Source organism: Streptomyces sp. NPDC051740, assembly GCF_044453165.1.
Lineage (GTDB): Bacteria > Actinomycetota > Actinomycetes > Streptomycetales > Streptomycetaceae > Streptomyces > Streptomyces atrovirens.
Genome location: NZ_JBITCL010000001.1, coordinates 295,902 through 308,618 on the forward strand (window position 1 = coordinate 295,902; position 12,717 = coordinate 308,618).

Sequence of the window (12,717 nt, forward strand, 5' to 3'; positions counted from 1 at the left end):
GAATGGGGAGTCAGATGTGGCATCCCCTCTCTGCGGGTTGCCTCCGGCACGTATCGTGAATGCCTGCGGACCGTACGCAGCCGGAACGGCCCGCCGGGCGAACGGAACCGATCGACCGTAGTGCCGGGGGAGGCAACGTGGACGACTACGCGGGACGGGTTCTCGCCGACCGCTACCGCCTGCCGCTGCCGCCCTCCGACGAGTACGAACTGACCGAGACCCGCGCCTTCGACACCTACAGCGGGCAGGAAGTCCTGGTCAGGCAGGTGCCGTTGCCGGAGGTCGTCGAGGCCGAGGTACTGGACGCGGAGGGGCTGCCCGACGGTTTCACCGCCCGTGACAGGGGTGCGCGGCGTGGCGGACCCGGGCCCGCGCGCGGGGGCACGCGGCGGCCCGCCGATCCGGTCGTGCGACGCGCCGTCGAGGCCGCGCAGGCGGCGGCCGCCATCCCCGACCACCCGCGCCTGGACCAGGTCTTCGACGTGTTCGCGGAGGGCGGTTCGCTGTGGATCGTCAGTGAACTCGTGTCCGCGCGTCCGCTCGCCGCCCTGCTCGCCGAGAAGCCGCTGTCCCCGTACCGGGCGGCCGAGGTCGCCTCCGACGTCCTGACCGCACTGCGGGTACTGCACTCCCACGGCTGGGTGCACCGCAACATCACCGCGCGCACGGTGCTCGTCTGCGACGACGGCCGGGTGATGCTCACCGGTCTCGCGGTCGGTGCGGCGGAGGAGGCACTGTGCGGGTACGACCCGGTGCCCGCTCCGGACGAGGAGCCGGGGCGGACAGCGGGGGCGATCGAGACTCTGGGGCCGGTGGTACCCGCGGGCACGCCGGACGCCGGGCGCGGCCCGTCCTGGCCGCCCGGATTCACCCGCGAGCCCGAGCCCGAGCCCGAGCCCGATCCCGATGCCGCGCGTCGGGCCGCCATCGAGGCACGGGCCGGCCGGATGTCCGGCGGCGGGGCGGACACGGCGGGCGGCCTCTCGCCCGTGGCGGCCCCCAAGGCCCTCGACAGCGCGGGCGACGTGCGGGCGGCCCGCGCGGGGGCGATCGCCGCGTACCGGGCGGGCGCCCGTGCCGCCGCCCGGGTGCAGGAGGCCCAGCAGAACGGCCGTGCCGCCCTGCCCGGCGCCCGGCCCGCCCCCGAGGAGGGCGGCGGCCCGGCCTCCGCCCCGCGGCACGGCAGCGGCTCCGCGCAGCCGCCGTACGTCTCCCGGCCGGGGGACGAGGGCGCGGGCACGACGGCCGCCGCGATCCCGCCGGGACAGATAGCCGACCCCTACGGTGTGGGTGCCACCGGCTGGCACGGGGCCGCACCCCGTACGGGCAGCGGGGACGGCAGCGGACGCACCGCCCCCGGAGCACCCGAAACCCCGGCGGCCCTCGAACCGGCGGCCGCCGCCGCCCCGCCCGCACGCTGGGACGACCTGGTGGCCCACGCCCCCGCGCGCCGTGGCCCGACCACCGCGCTGGCCGCCGAGCGGGCGCGGCAGGCGCGCATGGCCGTCGTGGGGCCCGTGACCGAGCGGTGGGCGCCGGAGCAGGCCGGACCCGTGCACGAGAACTGGCAGCTGGCCGCCCCGATCGGCCCCGCCACCGACCTCTGGGCGCTGGGCTCCCTGCTGTTCCGGGCCGTACAGGGACACGCGCCCTACCCGGAGGAGTCGACGGCCGAGCTGGTGCAGATGGTGTGCGCCGAGCCGCCCGCGTTCGCCGAGGAGTGCGGGCCGCTGCGGCCGGTCGTGGAATCGCTGCTGCGTCAGGACCCGACCGAACGGCTCGACTTCGAGGAGCTGCGCGGCTGGCTGCGTTCGCTGGTGCGTTCCGCGCCCGAGCCCGAGGCGGGTGTGCACGTCATAGCGGCACCGCCCGCCGACGCGAGCAAGCTGCCCGTCATACGGCGCCGGGGCGAGCTGGTGCGCAGGCGCCGTGCCGGACTCCCCGCGCACCACGGGCGGCACAAGCGGGCCAAGCAGGAGGCCGGTTCCCCGCGTCGGCTCGGCCGCACCCTGCTCCTGCTGGTGCTGCTCGCCATGGCGGTGGCGGTCGCGTACGCCATGCTGTTCATGCCGAAGTCCGGTGAGAGCGAATCGGGTTCGGCCGACCGCACCGGAGCCGCCGGTGAGGTGAGCCCCGCGCCGAGCCCGCCGGACGCCGAGCAGAACTCACCGAAGCCCGAGAACGGTCCCGAGAACAGCCCCGGGGAGTCGGCCGCCTCCACCGAGACGCAGACCACCGGCCCCGAGGCCGCCGACGGTTTCACCCTGGCCAAGGACCCGGAGGGTTTCCGGGTCGCCGTCGCCGAGGGCTGGCAGCGCACCGCGAAGAACGGAAGCGGTCAGGTCGTCTACGCCAAGGGCGACTTCGAGCTCATCGTCGTACCGGGCCGGGACAGCGCGCAGCGGTACGGCGGCGACCCCATGGCCTACCAGCGGGACGACGAACGCGAACTCCAGCCCTACCGCGACTCCAGCTGGGCCACCTCCACCGGTCTGAAGACCATCGAGGTCGGCGGACGCACCATGGCCGAGGGCCAGTTCACCTGGACCGGCGACGGCGGCGAGCTGTACGTCCGCAACCTCGCGGCGCTGATCGACGGCCGCTACCACGTGGTGCAGGTACGCGGACCGGAGGCCGAACGGGACGAGGTGACCCGGCTCTACGAGCAGGCCGCGGCGACCTACCGGTACACCGGCTGAACCACCGACTCCACGCAGGCACAGGGGTTTTGGTTGCCTGACGCCCCATACAGCGACAACTGTCACAGTGCGGTCTCCATGGCACCCCCTCGGTTCCCAGGACGCACCGGGGTACTTACGCTGGCCCTGTCAAGACCATTGCGGGGCAACGTGAATCAGACGCAGGGCTCGCTCGTCGCGGGCCGCTACCGGCTCGGTGAATCCATCGGGAGCGGTGGCATGGGCCGGGTGTGGCGCGCCCACGACGAGGTGCTGCACCGGGTCGTCGCCATCAAGGAACTGACCGCGGCGCTCTACGTCTCCGACAGCGAACAGGCCACGCTGCTGGCACGCACCCGCGCGGAGGCACGGGCCGCCGCGCGGATCAACCACTCCGCCGTCGTCACCGTGCACGACGTGCTGGAGCACGACGGCCGGCCGTGGATCGTGATGGAACTGGTCGAGGGCCATTCGCTGGCCGACGCGGTGAAGGAGCAGGAGCGCGTCGATCCCCGCGAGGCCGCGCGCGTCGGCCTGTGGGTGCTGCGCGCCCTGCGCGCCGCGCACGCCGCCGGCGTACTGCACCGTGACGTCAAGCCCGGCAACGTCCTCCTCGGCCGGGACGGCCGGGTGCTGCTCACCGACTTCGGCATCGCGCAGATCGACGGCGACACGGCCATCACCCGCACCGGTGAGGTCGTCGGCTCGGTCGACTACCTCGCGCCCGAGCGGGTCCGCGGCCACGACCCCGGCCCCTCCTCCGACCTGTGGGCGCTCGGCGCGACGCTGTACACGGCGGTGGAGGGCCTGTCCCCGTTCCGCCGCACGTCACCGCTGACCACCATGCAGGCGGTCGTCGAGGAGGAGGCCGAGGAACCGCGGCACGCCGGCCCCCTCGGGCCCGTCATCAGCGCACTTCTGCGCAAGGATCCGGCCACCCGCCCCGACGCGGCCCAGGCCGAGCAGTTGCTCGCCGAGGTGGCGGAGGGGCGGCGTCCGCATGCGGCGCAGGTGTACGTGCCGACCCAGGCCGTCGACGCCCCTGCCCCCCGGCCGTACGAGGCCGGGCCCGAGGCGGTCCCGCGGTATCCGCAGGGCGGCCCCACGGTCGTCCAGCAGCCGTACGGGCCGCCCGCCGCGCCTCGTCGGCGGGTGCGCGGGCGGGTGATCGCCCTGGTCGTCGTCCTGGCGGCGATCATCGGCGGGGGCACCGCGGTGATGCTCCAGCAGCAGGAGGACCGGGGCACCACCACCGCCGGTCCCTCCCCGGCCCCGACGTCCAGCCCCACGGAGACGGGGGAGACCAGGTCACCGGGAAACCTTCCGGAGGGCTGGGTGCGCCGCGACGACCCCTGGGGCTTCAGCATCGCCCTGCCCGGTGCGGACTGGGAGCGCGAGGTCTTCGACGAGGAGACCCGGCAGGTCGACTACACGCCCGACGGCGGCAAGCACTTCATCCGCATCGCCGTCGACGACTCGTCCGACTTCGACGACCCGTACGAGCACCTGAGCTCCCTGGACCGGCAGATAGGGCAGCGTCTGGTCGACTACCAGCGGTTGGGGCTGGACCGCCGCGTCTACCGGGACCGCGAGAGCGCCCGGCTGGAGTACACCTGGACCGCGCTGGCCAAGGACACCGGGTTTCCGGGACCGCGCCGGGCGGTCGACCAGATGTACATCTCGTGGGACGGGATCGAGTACGCCCTCTACATGTCCGGGCCGGCCGAGGACTGGGCCACGACCAGCGAGCAGTTCGAGACGGTCCTGAAGGGGTGGCGCGAGCCCTGACCCCCGTGGCGGGCGCGGAGGCGCGCCGCTTGGCCGAATCGCCGTACCGGAGGGCACACATCCGGTGGGGCATGATGGGCCCATGGGGACCGACGGGGACGCCGAGAACGCGACCGCCAGGACCAACGGCCGTGTCATAGCGGGCCGTTACCGTTTGGAGGCGAGGCTCGGGCGTGGCGGCATGGGCGTGGTCTGGCGGGCCACCGACCAACTGCTCGGACGGGGTGTCGCCGTCAAGGAGCTCCCCCTCGACGAGACGCTCTCCGCGGCGGACGCCCGGCGGCAGCGGGACCGCACCCTGCGCGAGGCGCGTGCCCTGGCCCAGTTGAGCCACCCGCACATCATCGTCGTCCACGACGTCGTCGAGGACGACGAACGCCCGTACATCGTCCTGGAGCTGATCGACGGTCCGTCCCTCGCCGACCGGGTCGCCGAGCGGGGCCCGGTCGACGCCGCTGAGGCCGCGCGGATCGGCGTCGACCTGCTCGGCGCGCTGCGTGCCGCCCACACGGCCGGTGTGCTGCACCGCGACCTCAAACCCGCCAACGTCCTGCTGGAGAACGGCACCGACCGGGTCGTCCTCACCGACTTCGGCATCGCCCGGGTGTCGGGCGCCACCACGCTCACCGAGACCGGCTCCTTCGTCGGCTCGCCCGAGTACACCGCCCCCGAGCGGATGTCCGGTGCCAGGACGGGACCGGAGTCCGACCTGTGGTCGCTGGGCGCGCTGCTGTGTACGGCGCTCAGCGGCGAGTCGCCGTTCCGGCGGGACTCCCTCGGCGGGGTCCTGCACGCGGTCGTGGTCGACGAGATACGGCCGCCCATCGAGGCAGAACCGATTCTTCCCGTGGTGCGCGGCCTGCTGGAGCGTGACCCCGACCGCCGGCTGGACGCGGACCGGGCCGAACGGATGCTGCGGGCGTTCCGGGAGACGGGCCGTACGCCGGAGTCGGCGCCGCCCGGACTGCTGCCCCCGCACCGGGACGCGCCCCGTCGGCGGTCCCCGGTGCGGCGGGAGGAAGCGGGAGGGGGGCCCGAGGCGCGTCCGGTCCGGCGGCAGCCCGCCAGGGGCGCGCTCGTCGCGGCCCTGGCCGTCGCCGCCATGGCGGGAGCGGGGGTGTCCGCGGCGGCGCTGCTCCTGCAGGACCGGGGCGGCGACGGGGGCGGTACGCCGGCGAGCACGGCGCCGGAGACACCCGCGAGCGCATCACCCACCGGGACCCCGACGCCCTCGCCCACTCCCACGGCGACCGGCTCCCCGATCCGGCCGCATAACCCCGTAAACGGGAGATAAGTCCCCGCGAGAGTCACGGGTCTGTGACCGGTCGGCATCCGCTGTGGATACGTGAGGGCTTGGCGCGATATGGATGGACCATGAGCAGCAACGGGGGAGCCCGCCACGGGGCCGACGAGCCAACCAGTTTTGGTCTGCAACCGCCGAACCCGAACCCGCCCACGTCCGTTCCGCACCCCGGCAACCCGTACGCGGCACCGACCGAGGTGGTTCCGGCACAGACGCGGCCGCAGCCGCAGAACGACCCGGGCACCGGGCGGCTGATCGGCGGCCGTTACCGGTTGCTCGCCAAGCTCGGGCACGGCGGCATGGGCACGGTGTGGCGGGCCAAGGACGAGACCGTGGACCGCGAGGTCGCCGTCAAGGAGCCCCGCGTCCCGGACCACCTTCCCGAGCGCGAACGCTCCAACGCCTCCGAGCGGATGCGCCGCGAGGCCCGCGCCGCCGCCCGGCTCGACCACCCCGCGGTGGTCAACGTCCATGACGTCGCGGTGGTCGACGGCCGGCCGTGGATCGTGATGGAACTGGTCCAGGGCCGTTCACTGGGCGCCGTGCTGCAGGAGGAGGGCACCCTCTCCGCGCGCGAGGCGGCGAGGGTCGGCCTGGAGGTGCTCGGCGCGCTGGAGGCCGCCCACGCGGCGGGCATCCTGCACCGGGACGTCAAACCGGACAACGTGCTGCTCGGCCGGCACGGCCGGGTCGTCCTCACCGACTTCGGCATCGCGCAGATCGAGGGCGAGACCAGTCTGACCGACACCGGCGGCTTCGTCGGTTCGCCCGAGTACATCGCCCCGGAACGGGTGCTGGGCCAGCGCCCCGGCCCCGCATCCGACCTGTGGTCGCTCGGTGTGGTGCTGTACGCGGCGACGGAGGGCGTCTCGCCGTTCCGCCGCAGCAACACCCCCGCCACCCTCCAGTCGGTCCTCAACGCCACCCCGGCACCGCCCGCCTCCGCGCGGGGGCCGCTGGCCGAGGTCATCACCGGTCTGCTGCAGAAGGACCCGGCGAGCCGTCCGGACGCCGCCCGGGTCCGTGCCGTACTGGAGACGGCCGCGAACCCGCCCGTCCCGCAGCCCACGCAGGCCGTCCGGTTCCCGGAGGCGGGAGCCGGCGGCAAGGGCGTCCGGATCGGCCGCAGGACGCTGGCGGGGCTGGGTGCGGCGGTCGTCGCGGGAGCGCTGGCCGCGTATCTGGTGATCGCCGACCCGTTCGCGGGGCCGTTGCCGGACGGCTGGAAGAAGCACGACCTCGGGAGCAAGGTCGGCGCCGGGATCGCGGTGCCCGAGGACTTCGCGCAGGACGAGCAGGCCGAGGACTCGGACGGGACCGTCGCCTCCTTCACCGACCCGAGCGGACTGGTGCGGGTCGAGGTAGACCGCGACATCAAGGCCGAGGACAGGAACGGCGACATCGAGGCATCGGCCTCGGAACGGGCGTTCGCGCACTGGGAGGAGCTGAAGGACGGCGAGTACGGCTGGGGGATCGCCGACACGCCGGCCCCGAAGGGCAAGCCGCGCGAGACGACGTACAAGGACCGCGAGGCGGCCACGAACACCATCGTCTACACGACGACCACCACTCCGGCGTTGGTGCGCGAGGCGCAGGTCATGTACTACCGGAACAAGGACGGCGACATGTACCGGCTCTGGGTCGTGTACCCGGGCGAGGGCTACTTCGCCGAGGCCGGCCGGGAGATCGCCCGTACGGTCGCCGACTCGTGGGACATCCGCCGGCTCTGAACGGGCCGATGTCCGTCAACGCCCTGATCAGGGGCTTTGTTGCCAGCGCTCACTGGCGTGATGTGTGAGCGGTGGGTGAATCCGTTACCGACGGGTACACAAAGTGTTCCCCCGGGCATACCCTGCGGCTCATGACGGACGCGCAGACCCGGGAAACGACCGGCACCAACCCCCTCGCCCCCGCGCCGGCGGGTGCCCGCACCGCCGCCGACGTGGTCACGCCGGAGCTGGTCGCCCAGCTCACCAAGGGCGTGGCCGGCTCCGGCCGGACCGCCAACCACACGCCGTTCACCGGCGAGAAGCTGGCCGACCTGCCCGAGTCGACGCCCGAGGACGTGGAGAAGGCCTTCGAGGCGGCCCGCGCCGCCCAGGCCGTCTGGGCGAGGATCCCGGTACGGGAGCGCGCCGCCGTCCTGCTGCGCTTCCACGACCTGGTGCTGAGCCGCCAGGCCGAGGTGCTCGACCTGATCCAGCTGGAGACCGGCAAGGCCCGGCTGCACGCCCACGAGGAGGTGCAGGCCGTCGCCGTCGCGGCCCGCCACTACGGCCGCCGGGCCGCCGCCTACCTGCGGCCCAAGCGGCACGCGGGCGCCATGCCGACCCTCACGAAGGTCACCGAACTGCGCCACCCGCGCGGTGTCGTCGGCCAGATCGCCCCCTGGAACTACCCCCTCGAACTCTCCGTCGGCGACGCGCTCCCGGCGTTCGTCGCGGGCAACGCGGTCGTCATGAAGCCCGACACGGAGACCTGCCTCACCGCGCTGTGGGCCCGTGACCTGCTGATCGAGGCCGGACTCCCCGCCGACTTCTTCCAGGTCGTCCTCGGCGAGGGGCCGGTCGTCGGCCCCGAGGTCGTCCGGCACGCCGACTACGTCTCCTTCACCGGCTCCACCCGCACCGGCCGCGAGGTCGCCCAGGGCGCCGCCGCCCGCCTGGTCGGCGTCTCCCTCGAACTCGGCGGCAAGAACGCCATGCTGGTGCTGGAGGACGCCGACCTCGACAAGACCGCCGCGGGCGCCGTCCGCGCCTGCTTCTCCTCCGCCGGCCAGCTGTGCATCTCCATCGAGCGGCTGTACGTCCACGAGTCGGTCGCGGACGCCTTCCTGGAGCGCTTCGCCGCCCGGACCAGGGCGATCCGCCTCGGCACCTCCCTCGCCTACGGTGCCGACATGGGCTCCCTGGTCGGGCAGCGCCAGCTCGACGCCGTCACCCGGCACGTCGACGACGCCGTCGCCAAGGGCGCCAAGGTGCTCGCGGGCGGCACGGCCCGCCCGGACATCGGCCCCTACTTCTACGAGCCGACCATCCTCGACGGCGTCGAGGCCCCGATGAGCGTCTGTTCCGAGGAGACCTTCGGCCCGGTCGTCTCGGTCTACCGCTTCTCCTCCGACGACGAGGCGGTCGAACGCGCCAACGCCACCCCGTACGGCCTGAACTCCTCCGTCTGGACGAAGGACGCCCGACGCGGCCGCGAGGTCGCCGCGCGCCTGCGCACCGGCACGGTGAACATCAACGAGGGCTACGCCCCCGCGTACGGCAGCGTCCAGTCGCCGATGGGCGGCATGAAGGACTCCGGCCTCGGCCGCCGCCACGGCTCCGAGGGCATCCTCAAGTACACCGAGGCCCAGACGGTCGCCCATCAGCGCCTCCTCCCGATGGCCCCGTCACTGGGCATGGACGACGAGAAGTACGCGGCCTTCATGAGCCGCAGCCTGAAGGTGATGAAGGCACTCCGGTTCAGGTGACCGACCTGAAGGGGGCGCGGGGCTGCATCGACATGCGGCTCCGCCGCGCGAGCGCGACCAGCCACATACCACCCGCATGCGAACTCAAAGGGGAGCTCTCCGTGCCCAAAGACGCTTACGACTACGACGTCCTCATCGTCGGTTCCGGCTTCGGCGGCTCCGTCTCGGCCCTCCGCCTGACGGAGAAGGGCTACACCGTCGGCGTCCTGGAAGCCGGCCGCCGCTTCACCCGCGAAACCCTGCCGAAGAACTCCTGGGACCTGAAGAACTACCTCTGGGCGCCGAGACTCGGCATGTACGGCATCCAGCGCATCCACCTGCTCGGCAACGTCATGGTGCTGGCCGGCGCGGGCGTCGGCGGCGGCTCGCTCAACTACGCCAACACCCTCTACATACCGCCGAAGCCGTTCTTCGACGACCCGCAGTGGGGGCACATCACCGACTGGCAGGAGGAGCTGGGACCGTACTACGACCAGGCGAAGCGCATGCTCGGCGTACGGCTCAACCCGACGATGACCCCGTCGGACGTGCACCTGAAGGCGGCGGCCGAGCGGATGGGGGTGGGCGACACCTTCCACATGGCCCCGGTCGGCGTCTTCTTCGGCGACGGCGAGGACGCCGACGGGAAGGCGAAGGCGAAGCCGGGGCAGGAGGTGCCCGACCCGTACTTCGGCGGGGCGGGGCCGTCGCGCCGGGCCTGTGCCGAGTGCGGCGAGTGCATGACCGGCTGCCGGCACGGCGCGAAGAACACCCTCAACGAGAACTACCTCCACCTCGCCGAGAAGGCGGGCGCGGTCGTCCACCCCATGACGACGGCCGTGTCGGTGACGGAGGACTCCCGAGGCGGATACGCGGTCGCCACGCTCCCCACCGACGACCGCCGCAGGGGCGAGGGCCGTACCTTCCGCGCCCGCCGGGTCGTCCTGGCCGCCGGCACCTACGGCACCCAGACGCTGCTGCACCGCATGAAGGCGGGCGGTCAGCTTCCGCACCTGTCGAACAAGCTGGGTGAGCTGACCCGTACCAACTCGGAGGCCCTCGTCGGCGCGCAGACCGACGACCGCCGCTACCGCAGGGCCACCGGCGCGCCGAAGGCCGACTTCACCCGCGGTGTGGCCATCACGTCGTCGATCCACCCCGACGAGAACACCCACATCGAGCCGGTCCGCTACGGCCGCGGCTCCAACTCGATGGGCGGGCTGTCCATCCTCCAGGTGCCGTACGCGGGCCGCGGTTCGGGTGCGGCCAGGGCGCTCGGCTGGCTGGGCAACGTGGCGAGGCACCCCTGGCTGCTCATGCGTTCGCTGTCCAACCGGCGCTGGTCGGAGCGGACCATCATCGGGCTGGTGATGCAGTCGCTGGACAACTCCCTGACGACGTACCTCAAGCCGTCCGGGGCCGGCCGCGGGCTGCTCACCGCCCGGCAGGGCCACGGAGCCCCCAACCCCAAGCAGATCAAGGCGGCCACGGACGGCGCGTCGGCGCTGGCGGCCGAGATCAACGGCTTCGCCGGCTCCAACGTCGGCGAGCTGACGGGGATGCCGCTGACCGCCCACTTCCTGGGCGGCTGCCCGATCGGCGCGTCCCGCGAGACCGGTGTGATCGACCCGTACCACCGTCTCTACGGCCACCCCGGCATCTCGGTCGTGGACGGGGCGGCGGTCTCGGCGAACCTCGGGGTCAACCCCTCCCTGACCATCACGGCGCAGGCCGAGCGGGCGATGTCGTACTGGCCCAACAAGGGCGAGACCGATCCGCGCCCCGCGCAGGGGGAGGCGTACCGGCGCCTGGAGCCGGTCGAGCCGAAGTCCCCGGCGGTCCCGGCGGAGGCGTTCGGCGCGCTGCGGCTGCCGTTCCTGGGGATGCCGGCGGTGCCGCCGAAGCGGAACTGAGACGGCCGGGGAAGGACGGCGCAGAGGAAAGACGGCGCAGAGGAAAACGGACAAGGGAGAAGGACCTGTGCCCCCCTCCGAGCTCAGGTCCTTCTCCCTTGTCCGTGTGGTCCGTGAGGATCTCAGTGAGTGTGATCAACAGGGCGCGCGGATGGTTGTCCTGTCACGCGGGGAATTTTCATGTGAGCTGGATCACACATGAAGGGTGATCATCGCTGGCGTACGCTCTGCCGCCTACGACCGCCATCGAGAGAAAGTCCGCGACCCCGTGGCCGAGCAGCCGTCCGAAGAGCGCAGACCGGAGTCCTCGTCCCTCCCTGACGACGTCTGGGAGAAGTTCGTCCGGGACAGTGAGCGCGACATCCGTGTCTCCGCCCCCAAGGAGCCGTCGGCACGGGCGCGCATGGTGACCGAGCGGCTGCGGGCCATGGACGAGGCGCAGGCCAGGACGGCCGGTGGCGGCGGGAAGCGCCGCTGGGGCCGGAAGCGGACGCCCGCCCGGCCCGCCCGGCCCGAGGGGTGGCGCACGGGCCCGGCCCCGCAGGTGTTGGACGGCCGCCGCTCTTCGCGCCGGCGCCGGGTCTGGAGCGCGGTGGGGGTGGTGGTGGCCGCGGCGCTGGCGGTGGTCGCCGTCAATCCGTCCGCCGCGCTGTCCTGGCTGCCGGGCGGCCTCGGTGAGGGTTCCGGCACGTCGGACGGGGCGCGGGCGGCCGACGCCACGCCACTGGCACCCGAGACGGCCCGTCCCGGCACCGCGCCCTCCGACGCCCCCGCCGGTATCCCGACGAGGGAGGAGCCGTTCGCCGGGTCCCCGGCCGCCCGGTGGGAGGCGGGGGCGGACGCCATCCGGCTGCCCGAGGCGGAGGTCGTCAACGGGGTCCCCGCCGCCCGGATCCGGGCCGTACTGAAGGGGACGAAGGAGTTCCTGGTCGCCTCCAACCTCGATCCCGCGGTACTGGAGGGCGGCCTTCCGAAGAAGGCGCTGGACCTCGTGGACCCGGCGGAGAAGGAGTACCTCGCCGAGCTGCGCGCCGCCCTGCGCGAGCCCACGGTGAAGAACGACCCGGTGTGGACGTTCACCCGGTTCGACCCCGAGGAGGTCGAACTCGCGGGCGACGTGCGGGTGCGTGGCCGTATGACGGTCGAGGCCGTGGAGGGAACGGCCGGGAAGGCCGTGATCAAGGCCGACTACACCTTCGTGTACCCGATGGCCCGAGTCGGCGGCGGTGACGAGGTGAGCCGGTCCATCGTCCGCCGTTCGGTCGAGGTGGAGGCCGTGGACCCGGCCAGGTTCCAGGCCGGCGAGGGACACATCTGGATCACCGACCTCAACAGCGAGATATCCAACGACGACTGCCGGGAGGGCGACGGCCTCATCCGTCCGGGGTTCTTCGCCGACCGGGGGACCGGCCCCGAGCCGTCCGGGAGGGCACACGACCCGTACGACCGCAGCAAGGAGCTGAAGCCGGCCGAGGACGACGAGGACTGCGGCGTCGTGTCCCGTACCTGAGGCGTACGGCGGGTTTTCCGCGCGCTCTCCGCCGGCCGGTCCCGGGCGTCCCGGGACCGGCCGTTCTCCGG

Annotated in this window: 7 protein-coding genes; all 7 read left to right on the forward strand. The window is 73.3% G+C overall.

Annotated elements, in window-relative coordinates:
* Nucleotides 1-137: 137 nt before the first annotated feature.
* The 7 genes from ACIA6T_RS01515 (at nucleotide 138) to ACIA6T_RS01545 (ending at nucleotide 12,646) form a co-directional block, all read left to right on the forward strand.
* On the forward strand, nucleotides 138-2,699 hold the full coding sequence (locus ACIA6T_RS01515) for a protein kinase (RefSeq protein ID WP_399444518.1): 2,562 nt from the start codon (nucleotides 138-140) through the stop codon (nucleotides 2,697-2,699).
* Between the two features lie 150 nt (nucleotides 2,700-2,849).
* The gene (locus tag ACIA6T_RS01520; protein ID WP_399444519.1) at nucleotides 2,850-4,466 is read left to right on the forward strand and encodes a protein kinase; all 1,617 of its coding nucleotides are present in this window, start codon (nucleotides 2,850-2,852) and stop codon (nucleotides 4,464-4,466) included.
* An 82-nt stretch (nucleotides 4,467-4,548) separates the two neighbouring features.
* Complete coding sequence (locus ACIA6T_RS01525; RefSeq protein ID WP_399444520.1) at nucleotides 4,549-5,760, forward strand: protein kinase; 1,212 nt, start codon at nucleotides 4,549-4,551, stop codon at nucleotides 5,758-5,760.
* Between the two features lie 80 nt (nucleotides 5,761-5,840).
* Nucleotides 5,841-7,499 carry a serine/threonine-protein kinase gene (locus ACIA6T_RS01530; RefSeq protein WP_399444521.1) on the forward strand — a complete coding sequence of 553 codons (1,659 nt, stop codon included), beginning with the start codon at nucleotides 5,841-5,843 and terminating at the stop codon, nucleotides 7,497-7,499.
* A gap of 131 nt (nucleotides 7,500-7,630) precedes the next feature.
* Nucleotides 7,631-9,244 (forward strand): succinic semialdehyde dehydrogenase, encoded by a 1,614-nt coding sequence (locus ACIA6T_RS01535; RefSeq protein ID WP_399444522.1) that lies wholly within the window; start codon nucleotides 7,631-7,633, stop codon nucleotides 9,242-9,244.
* A gap of 101 nt (nucleotides 9,245-9,345) precedes the next feature.
* Nucleotides 9,346-11,136, forward strand: coding sequence for a GMC oxidoreductase (locus ACIA6T_RS01540; RefSeq protein ID WP_399444523.1), 1,791 nt, complete (start codon nucleotides 9,346-9,348; stop codon nucleotides 11,134-11,136).
* A 268-nt stretch (nucleotides 11,137-11,404) separates the two neighbouring features.
* Nucleotides 11,405-12,646 carry a hypothetical protein gene (locus tag ACIA6T_RS01545; RefSeq protein ID WP_399444524.1) on the forward strand — a complete coding sequence of 414 codons (1,242 nt, stop codon included), beginning with the start codon at nucleotides 11,405-11,407 and terminating at the stop codon, nucleotides 12,644-12,646.
* The last annotated feature ends 71 nt before the right edge of the window (nucleotides 12,647-12,717 follow it).